The sequence below is a fragment of the Serratia fonticola genome (assembly GCF_001006005.1).
Classification (GTDB): Bacteria; Pseudomonadota; Gammaproteobacteria; order Enterobacterales; family Enterobacteriaceae; genus Chania; species Chania fonticola.
Map to the genome: position 1 here is coordinate 884735 of NZ_CP011254.1, position 21702 is coordinate 906436.

Consider the following 21702-nt stretch of genomic DNA (forward strand, 5'->3'; position numbering starts at 1 on the left):
TACGAACTCCCACTTAGCAAAAGAGGGTCAGATGAAAAACCAGCAAGTAAGCTTAAAAACCATCCCAGAGCCACAAAAGGACTGCACTGGCGTGCCCGTTGCACTAACGGACGAAACCATCCAACAAAGAAAAACCAACATCCTCAGCAGGATGAAGCAGCGTGGGCTTGATCAACTGGTGATTTACTGTGATGTCGAGCACGGTGGCAATTTTGAATATCTGGTCGGCTTTTTCACCCGCTTTGAAGAAGCCTTGTTGGTGATCAACGCCGATGGCGAAATGACGCTGGTGCTAGGGAACGAGAATCTCAATAAGGTCAGCAAAGCCCGGATCCAGACCAAGGCGGTACATTTATCTCAATTTTCATTGCCAAATCAACCCGGTAGAAGCGATAAGTCGATTAAGGAACTGCTGGTTGAAGCCGGCATTCGGGAAAATGCCCGCACCGGCCTGGTTGGCTGGAAGATGTTTACCAACGGGCCAGAGATCGACAAGAAAATCTACGACCTCCCGTCATTTATTGTCGATACCCTCCGCAACATTGTCGGTGATGAAGCCTGCTTATCCAATGAGACCGACTTGTTTATCGGCGAGCACGGGGTCAGAACGGTCAATAATGCCAACGAGGTTGCCCACTACGAATATGGTGCCGCATTAGCCTCCGATTGCATTCTGGATGCGATGAATAAGCTGGCCCCAGGCGTCACAGAGCAGCAGTTAGGGGATTGCCTGGTACGCTTTGGCCAACACCCGAGTATCGTCACCATTGCTGCCAGCGGCCCACGCTTTATCAAGGGTAACCTGTTCCCAACCGACAACACCGTGAAGTACGGTGATACGATCTCGTTAACCGTAGGCTATCGCGGCGGTGCCTCCAGCCGGGCGGGTTATGCGGTAAATGCTAATGGTGAGTTATCAACAGAGGCAAAAAACTATCTGGATGCGGTCGCCAAGCCCTACTTCTCTGCTTATGCGCACTGGCTTGAAGTGATTAGCGTTGGCATGCGTGGCGGCGAGCTGTTTGATCACGTGGAAGCGGTCTTACCACGCTCAAAGTACGGTTGGTCACTGTGCCCAGGGCACCTGACCGCTGAAGAAGAGTGGATGTCTTCGCCTATTTATCAAGGCTCTCAGCAAAAGCTGTTGAGCGGCATGATCCTGCAGATTGATATCATTCCTTCAGTGCCCAACTTTGGTGGCGTTTCTGCCGAGAGCACCGTGCTACTGGCGGATGAACAGCTGAAGTTGGAGATCCAACGGCAGTATCCACAGCTATGGCAGCGGATGCAGCAGCGTAGAAAATACCTGGTCGAAACGTTGGGGATAACGCTGTCAGCAGATATCTTGCCGATGTGCAGCACGGTTGCCTATTTGCGCCCTTATTTGTTGGACAAGGACAGCGCCTTTGTCTGCCAGAGCTGAGCGACCAGCCATATCGCGTATGGCTTTGGCAGAGAACGGCAGCAATTAAATCAGGCCAACAAAGTGTCAAAGGCTAACGAAAACAGTGCGGTTTCATAGGATGTTGAGGCGCTGGATAATACGTATTCCTCCCCAATGTCCTGTGAGTACAAGTACCAACGTTTTTCAGCCACGTCGACGGTTAAGCCATTGGCAAAAGGGTGAGGTAAGGTAAACGTGGTCGGAGATAAAGCAAAACCCCGGCCATCCGCTTTTATGATGGCTTCTTTCAATGACCACAGACGAAAGAAATCAACGTTTCCCCCCTGAACAAGTTGTGTAAACTCCTCAGGGGTGAGCACTTCCTGGTAGTCATGTATGTCAATGGGGACTCTTTTTTCCACATCAACGCCGATATCCCCCTGCGTGGTATAGGCACACACGGCCCAGTCCCCCGCATGGGAAAGATTAAAAGCCCCTTTCATCCCCATCACCGCAGGTTTGCCATAGCGGTTATAGTGCAGCTTGGGAAAATGACTTCCCTGATACCCAACATGTTTTTTTAATGCATAACGTAGCAGCATTCTCCCTAATAATGACCGACGTTTGTCGTCATCAAATCTAAACCGATCGAAGAGGATCCGTTGGTCTTTATCAAGATAATCCCGCTGCGAATAAAGCAGTTCGCTGCTTAGCTCGTCAATACGAGAGCAGTAGATATAATTGGTCATGTTGTTTAGCCCTTCATCGACAGCATGCTGGGCAGGTAATAGAACCCCTGCCCAGCGCCAAAAAATAAATTAGCGGATGTGGCTAATCAACTCATCCTCCTTTTCTAGCAAGGTAAAGTGACTGGCTGCTATTTCAAACAGCTGTAGTTGGGCAATGTTTTCAACACCAGCATCAATGTTGTTAAACCGGTATTGTTGATACTCCTCATAACCGATCTCCTCCATCGCCTTAAACAACACGATCTGAGTCTGTTTTAATACGGCAGATAGTGGCTGTATATTCAACACCTTATCGCTTACGACAACCGATTCGACATTATGTCTTAAATAATGTGGGATTTGTAACCGCTCCATCATAGAGTCCAGGTTAAAGGATGACTCATTGCGCTGATAATGATCTTCACTTAACAACCAGGTATCCAGCAGATAGACCGTGATCTCCTTAACCCCACGCGCTTCTAAATAGGCCGCGATCTCCAGTGCAATCTTCCCGCCCAACGACCAGCCTAATAAGGTGACCGGTTGGCTGACATCAAGAATGCGATCGATATGCTCCAGATAATAACGCGCCAACTCATCAAGCCGCTCGATCTTCTGCTCATGATAGAAGTTATATGAATCAACCCCATAACAGCAGTAACGCTCACTCAGCCTATTGGCCAAGGATTGGTAGACCGAACAGTTCCCCATCCCAGGGTGAACCATAAACATCTGTGGTTTTTGCGTTACCGTATTAAATGGCACGATCACCTCAAATGACTTCCCTTGAGCCTGTGCAATGGCTTGCGATAACTCGCTGAGGGTGCGCGCATTGATAATATCAAGCAGACGTATTTTAACCCTCAGCACCTGGTTAATCCGGTTGTTCAACCTCATCGCCAGGATGCTGTTGCCGCCCAGCGCAAAGAAGTTATCCTCCATGCTGATTGCCTCAAAGGAAACTTGCAGCGTATCGGCGAGTAACTCACACAGCGTTTTTTCAACCTTGTTTTCCGGTGCCACATAGGTCACGGAATGGGTTATTTGCGGCTCAGGTAACAACCTTCTGTTCAACTTACCGTTGGAGGTCACCGGCAGCGCCGTCAAATGAACAAATACGCTAGGCACCATATAATCTGGCAGGGTTTCCCGCAGATGAGCGCATAGCTTTTCGGTGGAAATTTCCTGCGCGGCAACATAATAAGCCACCAGATATTTATCGTTGCTGCCACGCTCACTGGCGATCACCACCGCATGATTAACGTCCGGATAACTGGCCAGGCGCGTTTCGATTTCGCCCAGCTCAATACGGTAACCACGCACTTTAACCTGGAAGTCATTGCGGCCCAGATATTGGATATTGCCATCGGCTAAATAGCGAACCACATCGCCGGTTTTATACATCCGGCCATTGTAACCCCGTCCCTTCTCCTCACTGCTCTGGAATGGATTGTTTAGGAAAGCCTTATCCGTCAATAGCTTATTATTCATGTAACCTCTAGCGACACCGACGCCACCAATGAATAACTCGCCAATTGCCCCCGGTGGAATGGGTTGCAGTTGTGCATTCAGCACGTAGGCGGAAGTATTGTCGATCGGCTTACCGATTAACACATCCTTGATGGAGCGTGCGTTACAGTCGTAGAACAGCACATCCACCGTCGCTTCCGTTGGGCCATACAGATTGTGGATCTGGCAATGCGGCAGTAAGCGCTGGCATTTTCTGACTTCCCCCACGTTTAACGCCTCTCCGCTGCAAAACAGGTAGTTAAGGCTGCCCAGTTTGGCCTGCAACGCACTCTGCCCTTCCAGGGTTTCAAGGAATGCCGACAGCATTGAAGGGACGAAATGGAGCGTCGTTACCTGTTGCTGTTCAATCAGTTCTGCCAGATAGACATTATCTTTATAGGCCTCCTGCGAGGCAAAAACGATACAGGCCCCGTACCAGTTAGCCCAGAACAGCTCCCACACTGAAACATCGAAGGTGTAGTTGGTCTTTTGCAAGATACGATCCTGCGCCGTGATCGGATATTGCTTGTGCATCCAGACAATACGGTTGATCACGCTGTGATGCTCTAGCATGACGCCTTTAGGATTGCCCGTGGTGCCGCTGGTATAGATGATGTAAGCCAAATCGCTAGACCGCACCGATGAAGGCTGGTTTTCACCTGGGTAGCGGGCAATATCGGATGACGTTTCCCGATCGGCGACATCGATAACGGTTCTGCCGGTTGCTGCTAGCGCTGCGGCTTTCTCGTCGCCAGGATGTGCCGTCAAGATGATATCGATACCGGCGTTGTCCAACATGTAACTGACCCGGTCATCCGGTGCCAGCGGATCCAGTGGAACGTAAGCGCCCCCCGCCTTGAGAATGGCCAGTATCGCGACCTGCATATGCTCAGAGCGGTTTAAACACAGCGCCACCAGATCGCCAGTGCGGACAGCAAAGCGTTCTCTCAAGTAAACCGACAAGCGGTTAGCCCGTTCATTCAGCTGCCGATAGGTCAGGCTCACGCCCTCAAACACCAGAGCGATATTCTCTGGAGTCCTTGCTACCTGCGCCTCGAACATCCCGTGGATCGTCATCTCCCGTGGGTAGTCGCATTCGGTGCGGTTCCCTTGGAAAATGATTTGCTCGTATTGCGCCGAATCCAGGTACTGAAGCTCAGCGAGGGAACGCCCCTGGCTGCACAGCGTACCCAGTTGGCGCAGGATATGCTGGTAGGTCGCAATGTAGTTCTGCATCGTTTGCCCGTTGAACAGGGCCGTCGCATAGTTGAAGACGCCACCGATCGCCTCTTCACTGTCATCCAGCATCACGGTCAAATCGAACTTCGCCGCCCGATACGCCCCTTCTTGCGCGTCATACTGCTCAAACAGGCTTTCTCCTTCGGTGCGTCCCGCTGCGCCAAACGATTGGAGACTGAACATCACCTGGAATATCGGGTGCCTTGAACTGTCTTTCTCCGTTTTCAGCACTTCAACCAGCTTCTCGAAAGGCAGATCCTGGTGGGTATGCGCTTCACTGACCTGCTGCCCCGTTTCGCCAATAAATTCTCTGACCGTTTGGCTGACGTCTATCTGCCTTCTCAGGACCAGCGTATTGACGAACAGCCCCATGGTGTCTTCCACCCCCGGGTAATGCCTGCCCGCTATCGGCGTCCCCAACACGATATCCTGCTGGTTACTGTAAACGCCCAGCAGCAGGTAATAACCGCTCAGCAGTACCGTGTACAGGCTGACGTTCAACGAGGCGGCCAATGCCCGCAGTTCGGCACTGGTCGCCGCATCCAGTTGGAAGGTGATATCGTCGCCGCGGTAATCCAATTGCAGTGGGCGCACATGGTCCGTCGGCAGGTTGAGCGGTTCATGGTCCGCCAGTTGCCCATGCCAGTAGGCCAGTTGCTTGTCCAGCGTGGCCCCTTGCAGGTGTTGGCGCTGCCACAGCGCAAATTCCCGGTACTGCACCGCCGGTGCCGGGGGTTCATTGCTGGCCTCTCCGGTGAACACGCGGTAATAGTGCAGTAACTCTTTTAACAGCAGATCTACCGACCAGCCGTCAAACGCGATGTGGTGAATGACGATGCTGAAGTAGTCTGCTCCCGCCAGCGTATAGCACTGGGCCACAATCGGGCATTCCTGCGCCAGGTCAAACACCCGGTGCTGATGCTCGTGCAGCCGTGTATGCAACGCTTGTACGCTGTCACATGTTTCGTGCGATATGCTCAGTGAGAATGTCTCTGCTGGCAGAATATGTTGATACCCCTGCCCGTCGTCGTCACACAGGATCAGGGTGCGCAGCACTTCGTGCCGGTCAACCACCTTAATCAGCGCCTGGGCCACTTTCTGCGGATCGGTACCGGCCTGCAGCTTGAGCGTAAGTGGGATGTTGTAGGCGTTGCTGCCTTCTTCATAACGGTCGATAAACCACAGGCGCTCCTGGGCAAACGACAGCCGCTGCTCCTCAGGCCGGGCGATCGACGGTGCCTGGATGACCTGGCAGCCTTGCGCTTCGCCGTCAATAAATGCCGCCAGCGCCCGGATGGATCTCAGGCGGAACAGGTCAGAGACGTGCACGCTTTTTTCTAACGCGCGGGTCAAACGGCCCACCAGCTTGATCGCCAGAATGCTGTTGCCCCCCAGGCGATAGAAGTCGTCCAGCACGCTGAGACTGTCCTGCGGGATGGCGAGCAGTTCGGCGAAGACCCCAGCCAGTTGCTGCTCGGTCGCCGTCTCCGGTGCTACCCGATCTGCCTGCGCCTCAAACGTCGGGACCGGCAAGGCGGCACGATCGACCTTGCCGTTGACGGTCATCGGAAGCGATAGCAGGTGAACCAGGGCCGACGGTACCATGTAGTCCGGCAGAACCTGTTGCAGATGGTCGCGCAACATCTCCTGTTCCAAGGGCTCCTGTGCGACGTAGTACGCCGTCAGATGGGTATGCCCCGCCGGGTTCGTGCTCGCCAGGACCAGTGCCTGCTGGATGGCAGGATGGTCGTTCAACCGGGCTTCGATCTCCCCCGGTTCAATACGGAAGCCACGGATTTTAACCTGGAAGTCATTGCGGCCCAGGTATTCGATGTTACCGTCCGGCAGGTAACGGCCCCGGTCCCCGGTTTTGTAAAGGCGGGCGTTTTCACCACGGCTACGTTCGGCATCACTGCGGAACGGATTGGCAATAAACGCGTCCGCTGTCGCCTGCGGGTTATTCAGATAGCCGCGCCCAACGCCAGCGCCACCGATATACAGCTCACCAATCGCCCCTTGTGGGACGGGGCGCAGATGGCGATCCAGCAGATAAACACAAACGTTGTTGATCGCCTTGCCGATATTGGTATTGGCATCGCCAGGTTGATAGATCCGCGCCGTCGCCCAAACGGTGGTTTCGCTAGGCCCGTAACCGTTGATCAACCGGACTCCGGCCTCACAGTAGCGGTCAATCATCGCCGCATCGAGACACTCCCCACCAACAACCAGCGTGGACAGCTCCAGGAGTTCATTCTGCGCCAGTAACGCCGGAGGAATAAAGGCAAACTCGATGGCGTGATCCCTGATATAGGCAGAGAGCGCGATAAAGTCGAGACGTTGGTGTTCTGCCAGAATATGCAGGCAATGGCCATTCAACAAGGCACAGAAGACATCCAGCGCATGGGCATCGAAAACATATTCCGAATACCACAGCGTGTTTAGCCTGGCAGCCTGCTCATAGCCCGTAGGCATACCTAGCAGGTCTGACTGCCCTTGCGCCAGGTTGATTAACGAGTGATGTTCAATCATCACCCCTTTTGGCCGGCCAGTGGTGCCGCTGGTATAGATGATATAAGCCAAATCGTCTGGCTGGGTGCGTGACTGCACGTTGCTGTCATCGATCTGCGCCAGCCTGTTGGCCAGTTGCGGGTTATCAATATCCAGCACAGGGAAACCACAGCCAGCGATGCGTGCACCATAATGCTGCTGCGTCAGGATCAGCACCGGTTTAACGTCGTCAACCAGCAGGCTCAAGCGCTCCAACGGTGCCTGAGGGCTAATCGGGACATAGGCCGCCCCGGCCTTGAGCACGGCCAGCATGGCAATGACCATATGGGTCGACTTATCAAAATAGAGGGCAATCGCGCTGTCTGGCTGTATCGCAAAGTTCGCCTGCAGGTAAGCCGCCAACTGGTTCACCCGCTGATTTAACTCGCGATACGTCAACCGCGTATCCTGATACACCAACGCCAAAGCATCCGGCGTTCTGGCTGCCTGCTCTTCAAACATCTGACCGACCCGTTTATGTCGCTCCACGGCAACCTGAACCCGCGGCTGGTTTGCTACCAGCTGCGTATAGTCGTCCTGCGTCAGCAGCGATAACTTCTGGGGAGCAATGGCCGGGTCCGCGATCAACTGCTGTACGGTGAGCCGTATTCCTTGCAGCACGCCCTCAATGGCCGAGCGGCTGAACAGCTCGCCCGCATAGTTGATCTTGAACTCAATCCGCCCATCCTGTTCATACACCATGATGCCCAACGGGTAGTCCAGTTTTTCATCACTGTCCTCAAACTCAAGTTTGAATGGGCTCTCGGCGTTCTCGGCAGGCACCGGATAGTTTTCAAACACGAATAGCGAGTTGAACAGACGTACCCCCGCCTTTTGCAGCGTGATCAGGCTGATATTGCTGTAGCTATTGATGTCATTAATATGAGCCTGCAGGCGTTTGACGTTATCGATGATCGCCTCATCGGTGTGCGCCAGAACCACAGGCAACGTATTGATATATAACCCTACAGATCGCTCTATCTCATCTACCGGCAGATTACGGCCAGACACCGTCATGCCCACAATCGTCACGTCCGCATGGCTATAAAGACTGAGCTGCTGGTGCCAGCAATACTGCATCAGCGCATTCAACGTCACGCCATGCTGCCGCGAGAGCGCCTTCAGCCCGTGGTAAAGCTCACCAGCCAATGCGGTCGATACCGTCTGGGGATCTTGCAGGTGTTTATATTCACTTAAATTGACGTGTTTCATCTCCGGCTTTAGCAGGCCAGTGAGATTCTCTTGCACCTCCAGGCCACTCAGATAGTTTTGCCAGAACTGCTCGGTTTCCTGGCTAACCGTCTGTAGCAATGCCTGTGCCTCCAGATAGCTTTGATCTGCGGCTTGCTCCGGCGCGCTTCCCTGTTGCAGGGCCAGATAATTTTGGTGCACGTCATTGAGCAAGATCGGCAGGCTCCAGCCGTCCAGAATCGCGTGATGGTTATTAAACAGACAAATATAGTGATCGTCCGCGCACTTAACGATATACAGCCGGAATAACCCGCTAGCAGACAAATCGAAATGGGTCTGCTGATCCTGCTCGATGAGTTCAGCCACGGTGCTTGCTCGTGCACGTTCGTCCTGCTCACTGATATCGATAAACTGCCAACCAAAGGTGCCTTGCTTATCGACAATCTGCACAAACTCTTCCTGCCAGCAGAATCTTAGCCGCAGCGCCGGATATTTCGCCTGGCTGCATTGCCACGCCCGTTTTAACAGCTCGACATCCAACGCATTGCGATAGTGCCAGACCATTTGCGTACGGTAGGCGTTGTCGATATCGCCTTGCAGGACGTAATGATAAATAAATCCTTGTTGCAGGCTGTTAGCCGGATAAATCGCCGCAACCTCTTCATCCTGCTGGAGGCGCGCTAACAATTCACCGGAGACCACACCCTTAACATCAGACTCGGTGAGATAAGAGCGAGATGACCGCTTAAGCTCGTCGATCAACTGGATTAACCGCTGGCGATAAGTCGTGGCAAACAGTTCGAGCTGTTCCGGGCTGAGATCCCCTTCGACCAGGAATTGTAATTGGCCATTGAGCACACCGCCGTTCAGCGCTAAGAAGTCCGTTGTGCGGTTATTCGCTGATAATGCCGACCCCGTAGATTCCTGAACAAACGCCCACTCGCCATCTCGTTCATCGCCATCGAACTGGCCAAGGTAGTTGAAGGTCACGGCGGGCAATGCCTGCGCATCATAGCCAACCAGCACGCCATAGCCCAAGCCATGGTGAGGAGGGGTTCGTAGCCTGTCTTTAATCAGCGGTAAATTGCGTACAAGGTCACGCTGCTCAATACGCAGATTGACCGGATACATGCAGGTAAACCAACCGACGGTATTGTTGATATCCACATCGTCAAACATCGCCTCTCGGCCATGCCCTTCCAGCAGGACATACTGGCTGTCACCGCCAACCACCTGCGACAACGCATCCGCCAGTACGGTCAGCAGAATATCGTTCACCTCGGTGTGATAAACATGATGAAGGTCTCGCAACAGGCAACCGGTGTGCTCTGGCGACAAGCTTATCATCGTACGATTGAGCGTCCCCACGCGATGGGCGTCCAAACGCTGGTGCCAGCCGTCCAACTCCGTGGTCAGGTTATCCCAGTAATGCCTCTCATCCCTATGGTTGTTCACGGCAACGGCTGGGTAGTTTTGCAGTGAGTTGACCCATTGGCGGTAACTCGTGCCTTTCTGGCCCAGGATAGTTTGCGCATCAACCGTCGCATCCAGGTTATCGCCTTGTGCAGCAAAGAACTGGTAAAGCGTGCGTAAGTCTTGGTTAATAATACGCCAGCTGACCGCATCAATATTGAGATGGTGTACCGCCACATGGATACGCGCAGTCTCGTCAGCGTAGCCTGCAATATAACCGATATGGAACAGTGGCCCTTCTGCCAGGCAAAAACGGTTCTGCCAGGCCGTCAACTGCGCATCGAGCTGAACGGCTGTGAAGTCCTGTTGATTGATCGCATCAAATGGCAACGTCGCTATCGTTTGACGGTAGTGGCCGGCAGCGGCATCTTTCGGGTAAACGGCCCGCAAAATATCATGGTATTCAACCAGTTTCGCCACGCTCAAACGCAGTAGCTCAACGTTTAACGTGGGCACTTTAACCATAAATGCCTGGTTCCAATGCCCAGCATCAGGCAATTTCCCTGACTCTACGGCCTGGAAGAACCAGCGCTGGATCGGCGCCAAGGGGAGGTCATCCGCCAGCATGCCCGCCTCTGACTGGATAACCGGCAAATTGTCACCCTGACGTTGCAGCAGGTAAGTGCTCAATGCCTTGGCCGTTCTGTGGGCAAAGATGTCTTTCACCGTGAGATGGTGGCCAGATAACTTTTTGAGTTTGTTCGCCAGTTGGATACTGCTGATACTGTCCCCGCCTAAACGGAAGAAGTCATCGGTGACCCCCACCGCATAATCCTTAAGCTGTAATACCTCCGCAAATACGCGGCAGATCAGCATTTCACTCTCGTTGGCTGGGGCCACGTAGTTCGCCTCATCCGTTAATATCGGCAGAGGTAAGGCTTTACGATCCAACTTATTGTTCATGTTCATCGGCAATGCCGTTAAATGAACAAACGCCGTAGGGATCATATAGGCAGGTAAACGCTGTTGCAGATGCTCAGACAGCACATCTGCTGGCAATGCGTCTGGCGCAACATAATAGGCCACCAGGTACTTTTGCCCCGAGTCATGCTCCAGTGCCAGTACCACAACCTGTTCAATCTGTGGATATTGGGTCAGACAACTTTCGATTTCGGCCAATTCGATCCTGAAGCCACGGATCTTCACCTGGGCATCATTACGCCCAATATAGTCAATCTTACCGTCGTTCAGGTAACGGACTAAATCGCCCGTTTTATACAGCCGATCGTGACGTCCTCGAGCTTTATCTTCATCACTTTGCAATGGATTGACGATAAACGCCTGATGAGTCGCCTCAGGATTATTTAAATAGCCACGACCTACACAGTCACCACTAATATAGAGTTCACCCACGGCACCCGCAGGGAGCGGCCGTAGACAACCGTCCAGAATATAAGCGTCAGCATTGCCTATTGGCCGGCCAATGATGGTATTGCTATCGCCCGTTTGGTAAACGTTCCTGGTGACAAAGACCGTGGTTTCCGTTGGGCCATAACAGTTAACTACTTTTACCCCCTGAGCGCTATAGCGCTCCATCACGCTGCTACTGGCCACCTCCCCTCCCAGGATTAGCGTGGAAAGCCCCAGTGTTTCATTGTTATTGAGCAGCGCAGGAGGCACAAAGCCGATATCAATGGCATGTTGTTTAATGTAGGCAGCCAGCGCCGCGAAATTCAAACGTATCTCTTTAGACAAGACATGTAAGCAATGGCCGGTCAGCAACGGGCTGAACACATCCAGGACATGCGCGTCAAAGGTATAATTTGAATAGAAGAGGTAACTTTTTGTCGTCTCTCCGGCCTGGCAGATCTCAGTGCCAAAGATACTCCGCTGCGCCTCCACAAGATTGGCGACAGAATGATGCTCAATCATCACCCCTTTAGGGGTTCCCGTCGTCCCGCTGGTATAGATGACATAAATCAGATTGTCAGGTTTGGTTTGGGTTGCCACATTAACCACCTGGTGGCTGGCAGCCCGCGCTATCAACTCAGGATCGTCCACGCACAGCAGCGCCGTCTTCTGTGGATCAATCAGCTTGGCCAGCGCCTCTTGCGTGCCCAACTCCGTCAGAATAACGCGGGAATGAATATTTTCTATCGTCCAGAGCATTCTCTCCGCGGGCATATCGGGGCTAAGCGGTACATAGGCCGCACCGGCTTTCAATACCGCCAGGATACTCACGATCATGCGCTCCGATCTTTCCAGGCAAAGCCCGATCAGATCGTCCGGTTGTAAAACAAACTGCGCTCTCAAATAAGCCGCCAACCGGTTGGCACGTTCATTCAACTGCCGATAGGTCAGGCTCACCCCCTCAAACACCAGAGCGATATTCTCTGGGGTCCTTGCTACCTGCGCCTCGAACATTTCGTGGATCGTCATCTCCCGTGGGTAGTCGCATTCGGTGCGGTTCCCCTGGCAGATGATTTGCTCGTATTGCGCCGTATCCAGGTACTGGAGCTCCGCAAGGGAACGCCCCTGACTGCACAGCGTACCCAGTTGGCGCAGGATATGCCGATAGGTCGCAATGTAGTTCTGCATCGTTTGCCCGTTGAACAGCGCCGTCGCATAGTTGAAGACGCCACCGATCGCCTCTTCGCTGTCGTCCAGCATCACGGTCAAATCGAACTTCGCTGCCCGATATGCCCCTTCTTGCGCGTCATACTGCTCAAACAGGCTTTCTCCTTCCGTACGTCCTGTGGCACCAAACGATTGGAGACTGAACATCACCTGGAATATCGGGTGCCTTGAACTGTCTTTCTCCGTCTTCAGGGCTTCAACCAGCTTTTCGAAAGGCAGATCCTGATGGGTATGCGCTTCACTGACCTGTTGGCCCGTTTCGCCAATAAATTCTCTGACCGTTTGGCTGACGTCTATCTGCCTTCTCAGGACCAGCGTATTGACAAACAGGCCCATGGTGTCTTCCACCCCCGGGTAATGCCTGCCCGCTATCGGCGTCCCCAACACGATATCCTGCTGGTTACTGTAAACGCCCAGCAGCAGGTAATAACCGCTCAGCAGTACCGTGTACAGGCTGACGTTCAACGAGGCGGCCAACGCCCGCAGCTCGGCACTGGTCTCCGCATCCAGCTGGAAGGTGATATCGTCGCCGCGGTAATCCAATTGCAGTGGACGTACATGGTCCGTCGGCAGGTTGAGCGGTTCATGGTCCGCCAGTTGCCCGTGCCAGTAGGCCAGTTGCTTGTCCAGCGTGGCCCCCTGCAGGTGTTGGCGCTGCCACAGCGCAAATTCCCGGTACTGCACCGGCGGTGCCGGGAGTTCATTGCTGGCCTCTCCGGTGAACACGCGGTAATAGTGCAGCAACTCTTTTAGCAGCAGATCTACCGACCAGCCATCAAACGCAATGTGGTGAATAACGATGCTGAAGTAGTGGGCTCCCGCCAGCGTATAACTGCTGGCTGCAATTGGGCACTCCTGCGCCAGGTCAAATACCCGGTGCTGATGCTCGTGCAGCCGCGCATGCAGCGCTTGCACGCTGTCGCATATTTCGTGCGGTACGGTCAGTGAGAAGGTCTCTGCTGGCAGGATATATTGATACCCCTGCCCGTCGTCGTCACACAGGATCAGGGTGCGCAGCGCTTCATGACGCGCGATCACCTTCATCAGGGCCTGGGCCACTTTCTGCGGATCGGTACCGGCCTGCAGCTTGAGCGTAAGTGGGACGTTGTAGGCGTTGCTGCCTTCTTCATAACGGTCGATAAACCACAGGCGCTCCTGGGCAAACGACAGTCGCTGTTCCTCAGGCCGGGCGATCGACGGTGCCTGGATGACCTGGCAGCCTTGCGCTTCGCCGTCAATAAATGCCGCCAGCGCCCGGATGGATCTCAGGCGGAACAGGTCAGAGACGTGCACGCTTTTTTCTAACGCGCGGGTCAAACGGCCCACCAGCTTGATCGCCAGGATACTGTTGCCCCCCAGGCGATAGAAATCGTCCAGCACGCTGAGGCTGTCCTGCGGGATGGCGAGCAGTTCGGCGAAGATCTCGGCCAGTTGCTGCTCGGTCGCCGTCTCTGGTGCTACCCGGTCTGCCTGCGCTTCAAACGTGGGGACCGGCAAGGCCGCGCGATCGACCTTGCCGTTGACGGTCATCGGTAGCGATAGCAGGTGAACCAGGGCAGACGGCACCATGTAGTCCGGCAGAACCTGTTGCAGATGGGCGCGCAACACATCTTGCTCCAAGGGGTCCTGCGCGACGTAGTACGCCGTCAGATGGGTATGCCCCGCCGGGTTAGTGCTCGCCAGGACCAGTGCCTGCTGGATGGCAGGATGGTCGATCAGCCGAGCTTCGATTTCCCCCAGCTCAATACGGAAGCCACGGATTTTAACCTGGAAGTCATTGCGGCCCAGGTATTCGATGTTACCGTCCGGCAGATAACGGCCTTGATCCCCGGTTTTATAAAGGCGGGCGTTTTCACCACGGCTGCGTTCGGCGTCACTGCGGAACGGATTGGCAATAAACGCGTCCGCTGTCGCCTGCGGATTATTCAGATAGCCGCGCCCAACGCCAGCGCCACCGATATACAGCTCACCGATGGCCCCCTGTGGGACGGGGCGCAGCTGTTCGTCGAGTATATACAGCTGGGTATTACTGATTGGCTGACCGATGGGAACAGTGTAATCAAACGCCTGCGTCGCCGTGTTGGTCAAATAGGCCGTAGCGTAGGTTGTCGTTTCCGTCGGCCCGTAAACATGTACCAACTTGACCTGAGGGTAAAGCGTTCTAAAACGATTAACGTGGTTAACGGACACCTGCTCACCGCCGAACAGCAGGTAGTTCAACCGCTGCAACCCAGGCAGTTCAGCATCCACCAGCGTATTAAAGAAGGCGGTCGTGGCAAAGAAATTGCTGATCTGACGATCGACAATCAGCTGAGAGAGACGGTCTAAATCCAGGATATTTGGCTTATCGGCAATCACCAACGCGGCGCCATTTAACAACGCGCCAAAGATGTCATAAATGGAGGCATCAAACTGATAGCCTGAAATACCAAGAATGCGATCCTGTTCACCGATCTCAACATAGTTGGGATTAATCACCAGCCGGTTCACACAGCGTTGCTCTATCAACGTCCCTTTAGGGTATCCCGTCGTGCCACTGGTATAAATGACATACGCCAGATCTTCGGGGCCGGTATTGCTGCATGGGTTATCTGTTGCACAGCGCGCCAAACGCGCAGTGGTATCTGGTGCGTCAAGAGGGATAAGCATGGCGCCGGGTGCCATCAGGTCTACCCTTTGCAAAGCCTGCCGTTGGCAAAGCACCGCTTTTACCTTGGCATCCGCGATAATATAGCCATTGCGCTCATCGGGGGAATCCGGATCCATCGGCACATAGGCCGCGCCCGCTTTCAGTATGGCCAGAATAGCAATGACCAACTGCTCACTGCGCTCAAGATAGAGACCCACGAGATCGTTGGCGCGCAGCTGGCAACATTGCTGCAAATAATGCGCTAGCTGGTTCGCCTGTTGATTTAACTGTGCGTACGTTAACACCACGTCGTTAAATTCTACGGCGACGCTGTCTGGTGAAGCGGCCACGCGAGCTTCAAACAGCGCGGCGAGGGTTTTATCCTGCTCGTAGGGCCTGCGGGTATCATTCCACTGGTGGATCATCGTTTGATACTGCGCTGCCTGTAGATAAGGCAACTCGGTTTGAGACTGAGAGGCACCCTGAACAATATTTTCTACCAACGTTCTCATCGTGTTCAGCAGCTGTTCGATCAGCACGTCGTCAAACAGTTCACCGGCATAGTGCAGGCTCAATGCCAGGTGCTGCTGTTCCAGCACGGTCACTACCAACGGATAATCTTGTTTCTCGTTAGCGCTGGCAAAACGTAGCCGTAAATCGCTATCGATATCCCCACTGGGCATCGGGTAGTTTTCATAGACAAACAAAGAGTTAAACAGGCGTTTTCCTGCCGGTTGTAGCTGAGCCAGATTGACATGGCTGCGGGTATTCGCCTCGTTGATCGCGTCCTGCAGGTTTTGAATAGCCGTGAGGACCGACACAGAAGCCTGATGATCGACGATCAGCGGCAGTGTGTTGATCAATAATCCTACCGTTTGATCAATGCCATCCACGGGCAGGTTACGGCCTGAAACCACCGTGCCAACGATGCTGGCCGCATTGCCAGAATAAATACTGAGCACTTTATGCCAGCAATATTGCAATAGCGCATTAAGGGTTATCGCGTTCTCGGCGGTGAACGATTTCAGCTGTTGGTAACACGGCTCATCAAACATCAACTGCTGTGTTTTCGACGTTTTAATGTGCTTATATTCATTTAACTGAACGTGCTTCGCCTGCCCGCACAGCAAGATATTTAAATCTTCGGGTTCATCCTGTGCTGCCAGATAGTCTCGCCAGTAGGGTAAATGCTCGCTTTTGTGCGACTGTATATAGCGCTGAACCTGGTGGAAACCGTGGTCACATGCCTGCGGCAATGTGTCACCACGCAACAACGCCAGATAGAATTTATGCACCGCTTCAATCAGCAGCGGGTTACTCCAGCCATCCATGATGGCGTGGTGGCAGCTGAAAATGCAGCGGTAACGTTCATCTGCATTTTTGACCACATAGACACGGAAGATCCCGCTGATCGACAAGTCATAAGGCCTTGCTCGATCCTGGGCAGATAAATCAGAGAAGAAGGCTTGCTGTTGCTGCTCGCTTTTTCCGCTGAGATCAAAGAAATGCCAGTTCAGAGCGGCATGGGCATCAACAATCTGTACCAACTCTTCATCCCAATCAAACCGCAGACGGAGCGTTGGATAATGCTGTTGCGCCTGCAACCACGCCTGCTTCAGACAGTCGATATCCAGCGCATTGTCATAGTCCCAGAACATCTGGGTATGGTAGGCATCGTCGACTTCACCCTGCGATAACGCGTGGTAAATAAAGCCTTCCTGCAAACTATTGGCCAGATAAACCGACTCCAGCTCGGTATCACGCTGCAGAGCGTCAAGTGTTGCTTGCGGTATTACCCCGTCAATGTCTCGCGCGGTCAGATAGGTGCGGCTTTCCGCCAGCAAGCGCTCAATAACGCCGGCAATCGCCCCCTGGTAACGGCTCGCCAGGTGTTGCAATACGTCATCCGTCAGGTAACCGGAGAGGCGTATTCTCAGTTCCCCGCCAACGACACCACAGTTGACGCTGAGCAGATGCGCTTCGCCATTCTCATGCGCAACGGTTTGCCCGCTGTTTGTCGGGCTGAAGCACCATCCCTCCTGCTGCACCTCATCAAAGCGCCCTAAATAGTTAAAGCTAACCGGTGGCAGTTGGTCGGCGTCATACCCCATCAACGGCGCAAATCCAACGCCCCGGCGCGGGATCCCGCCAACGGTCTCTTTGACGGTCACGATCCGTTGACGCCAGTCCCCCTCGCTGCTCAAGCGGACCGGGTACATAGTGGTCAACCAACCTACCGTACGGTTGATATCGACGCTGATATCGAGCGCTTCTCGGCCATGGCCTTCCAGCGTCAGGTACTGGGTATGCAGCCCGGTAAACTCATTGAGGATCTCAACAAAGCTGGCTAACAGAAGATCGTTAACCTGGGTATTGAACACATGATGTACCCCACCCAACAGATGCTGCGTTAAGGTTTTGTTTAACGATAACTCGCGTTGGCTCAACGATGGCGAGGTGAAAAGCGGCGCTATCCGTTGGCGATAGTCACCCAGGCCGCCAATAACAGTACGCCAATAAAGCGTTTCCTCATTGGCTCCCTGATGGTTGGCATAATCCTGTACCTGGGCAGCCCACTGACGATAACTGGTGGGTTTATCACCTAAAATCTCAACGGGATCGCTAATGCTCGCCGCATTTGCTTCCAGCGCGCGATAAATCCTTTCCAGATCCTGTTTGATGATATGCCAACTTACCGCATCCATAATCAGGTGATGGAAAGCAAAGTGCAGCTTGGCCCGCGGCGCATTTTCGCTTGTTATATAGCCAATATGGCACAGCTTGCCGCCAAAGATATCAAACTCACTTTGCCACCGATCAAAGAGCGCGATTTGTTGCTCGGCATCCACGGGGTCATCAATAACCGACAGCGGTATTTCGCCGACGTCTGATTGGTAGTGCTGGCTGTAACCCCCATTACCGTCACGCGTAAAGACCAGTCTCAGGGCATCATGATAGGCAAATAACAGCGCCAGGCTCTTGTTGAGTATGCCAATATCCAACGGGGGAACATCCAGCACAAAGGATTGGTTCCAGTGCTGATAAGCGGCAAAAGTCCCCTGATCGACACGATCGAAGAACCACTGCTGGATCGGCAGCAACTGTGCAGGGCCGCTCAACATCCCTGACTCGGAGAGATGTTTGATGTAATGTTCATCGCTATCCAGCACGATATTCCGGGCCAGTAAACGAACGGTTTTGCAGTCGAAAATCTCTTTGACGCTGGCCGTCCCCTTTAGCCTTTGACGGATCATTCTCACCATCTGAATGGCGCTGATACTGTCGCCGCCCAGCTTAAAGAAATCGTCATTAACACCGACCTGACCCGGCGCCTGGCCTAATATCTCACCATAGATCTGGCATAGTGCCCTTTCCATCTCATCGGCAGGAGCGACATAGTCATCCTGCCCGCTCAGATCGGGCAGCGGTAATGCCTTACGGTTTAATTTACCGTTAACCGTCATCGGGAACGCCGTTAAATGAACATAGGCCAGCGGGATCATATAGTCAGGCAAAGCATCCGCCAGGTGCCCAATGATCTGCTCTTTGTCCACGGCAACATCCGCAACATAGTAGGCAACTAACGACAGCGCTCCCGTCGGGAGCTTATGTGCAATGACCGCCGATTGGATAATCTGCGGAATTTGCACCAGCTGCATTTCAATTTCGCTTAATTCAATTCTGAAACCGCGGATCTTCAGCTGGGAGTCTCGCCTGCCGACATACTCAATGTGACCGTCGGCCAAGCGGCGGACAAGATCGCCGGTTTTATACAGCCGTGCCGCTTCATTACGCTGCTTTTGCTCGTCGCTCTGGAAGGGGTTGGCGATAAAGGCGCGCTCGGTCTGCTGCGGATCATTCAGATAACCCCGGGCCAGGCCAACGCCACTGATATAAAGCTCACCGATCACACCGACGGGGACAGGTGCCAGGTGTTCATCTAAAACATGCACATCAAGATTCAGCAGCGGCAGGCCGATATTGAGGTTGCTATCGCCATTTTCGTAATAGTGCAACGTCGCACAGACGCTGCTTTCCGTCGGGCCATAGGCATTGATGACCGTGGTTCCCTGCGCACGATAACGTTGCATAATCTCACGATTACAAGGTTCACCGGCAACAACCAAAGTAGAGAGCGCTAACAGGGAGTTTTTATCCAATAACGCCGGGGGAATGGTGGCAATATCAATGCTGGCATCGGCAATATATGCCGCTAACGCGTCAAAATCCTTGCGCTTATCTTCCAGCAAAATATGTATCACATGGCCATTGGCAATCGCCGTAAAGAGCTCAGAGACATGAGCATCAAAAACATAGGCGGCATACCAAAGACATTGCTTTACCGACGCCTCGCTAGGTGCCAGGCCAAACGCTTCGCCCTGAACCCGAGCCAGATTGATTAAGCCCGCGTGTTCGATCATGACGCCTTTTGGCTTACCTGTCGTGCCGCTGGTATAAATAATATAGGCTAACTGCTTCAGATCTATAGCGATATCAAGGTTCTCTGACTGCTGCTGAGCAACCAGATCGCGCTGAAACTGTAGGTTATCAACGGCAATAATCGGCACCTGCGGCAGCTCTGCAATCTCATTCAAATAGCTCACGCTGGCGCTATCGCCCAAGATGGCTTTAGCTTGTGTGTCCTGCAGAATAAAACTTAACCTGTTCCCGGCCTCGCCAGGGTTAAGCGGAACATAGGCGGCACCAGTTTTGAGTACGGCAAGAATACATACGGGCATTGCTGCCGACTTTTCAAGACACAGGGCGACGAAATCGCCACTCTTAATCCGCAGTTCACACCTTAGGTAATCAGCCAGACGGTTGGCCTGCTGATTAAGCTGTTGATAGGAAAGTGTTTGATTGCCACAAACAACGGCGTTGCGGGCTGGGTAAGTCGCGGCCATACGCTCAAACTGTTCGACAATCGAATGTTGAGGGACTTTAGCGCCAGCGCATACATGCTGGGTGTGGTGTGGCAGCTGCGCAATCAGCGTGATGGAATTTATTGGCGTGTCTACTTCACCCGCCAGCAGCTTATCGAGCGTATTAATAAACAGATCTTTATAGAGCTCAATAAAATTCTCAACCAATGCGGCATCAAGGACGTTGCTATCAAACCTGACGCGATAGTTGATACCACTCGCTAACACCTCCTGTTCAAACAGCAGTTCATTCACCAGGTCGATATGAAAGTCGTGATTGGCCGACTCATCCACGACGCCGCTAAAATGGGTCTGATGATCGCGCAGGAAAGTTTGGGCAAAAGCGACATCCAGTACGCCGGTGGCCTCGCCACAAGCCAGGATCTCATGGACAGGTAAATATTTGGCTTTTGTCTGTTTTAATGATTTGTAATAACGATGAACACTGGCAATAACGCTACGGATCGTCGCATCATCCGCAAAGCGATAATCGATGGCCAAGGTATTGATATGCGCGCCATACAACAGATCCTTACCTTCAGAGATCGCCACCGGGTAAGCGAGCGCAACGGATTTTTGCCCTGACATTTTGTGTAACAGCAGGGCCATGACCATTTGCCCGAACAGGTAAGTGGTCAACTTATACTTACGCAGTAACAGCTTTACACGTCGGCTGATATCTTCATCAAAACCAAACAGTAACTCGCCGATCTGACGCCGGGTTGCAGCGGTTGTAAGCTGGCGGCCCGTTTGTAAAAAGCGTAAATCAACGCCTTCAAGATCGCCCAGACGCTCGCGCCAAAACTCACGCATTTGTTCGCCTTTTTCTTGCAGAAGCGTGGCGAAATTATGGCAAAGCTGCTGGTGCATAACCCCCTGTTCCTGCAGCGATGGCACCTGATAGTCGATGCCATTATAGCGTTTACGCCATTTGTCCCAGATCTCTTCGGTACTGATGCCATCGACAACAATATGGTGAAAAATAAACAATGTACGGTATCGCTCTGCCCCAAGAGAAATCAAATGTATCCGTACCAGTGGACCATTTCTTAAGTCAAAGGGGGCAGAAACTAACGCATAAATTTCTTCATCGGTTAACGGGGTGTCGTGATAGGTGACTAAATTGAAAACGGGCTCTCTCGGTACCCAAAAGGCTCCCTCAGGTCCGTCATCAATGTTATGACGGGTAATAAAATGCTCGTTAAGCATTTGTTCAAAACTATCGTTATACTTTTTTTTGTCTATTTCGCCAACAATAGTATTGTCGATCACAATATTGTAATCACTGCGATCGGGGTCCTGTAGCCACTCATAATAAAAAATTGTCTGGTAGGGGGTGAGCGTTATTCTTTCCATATTATTCGCCATAATTATTTTACTCCTTGAGATATTTTATTTATAAATATTTGGGCTGGCTTGAGCCATAGCACGGCCAACACCGTGAGCATCGACTCACAGCAATAGGTATCACCTGAACGTTATTGTGCCGAGGGTTCAGCAGTA

Annotated in this window: 3 protein-coding genes; 1 reads left to right on the forward strand and 2 read right to left on the reverse strand. The window is 52.9% G+C overall.

Annotated elements, in window-relative coordinates; translation table 11 throughout:
* The first annotated feature begins 31 nt into the window (after window positions 1-31).
* Complete coding sequence (locus tag WN53_RS03875; protein WP_024485516.1) at window positions 32-1423, forward strand: M24 family metallopeptidase; 1392 nt, start codon at window positions 32-34, stop codon at window positions 1421-1423.
* 50 nt (window positions 1424-1473) lie between these two features.
* Here WN53_RS03875 and WN53_RS03880 read toward each other — a convergent pair whose 3' ends face one another.
* Window positions 1474-2133, reverse strand: a complete 660-nt coding sequence (locus tag WN53_RS03880) for a 4'-phosphopantetheinyl transferase family protein (protein WP_024485515.1) — start codon at window positions 2131-2133, stop codon at window positions 1474-1476.
* Between the two features lie 69 nt (window positions 2134-2202).
* The gene (locus tag WN53_RS03885) at window positions 2203-21567 is read right to left on the reverse strand and encodes a non-ribosomal peptide synthetase (RefSeq protein WP_046808015.1); all 19365 of its coding nucleotides are present in this window, start codon (window positions 21565-21567) and stop codon (window positions 2203-2205) included.
* Window positions 21568-21702 lie beyond the last annotated feature (135 nt).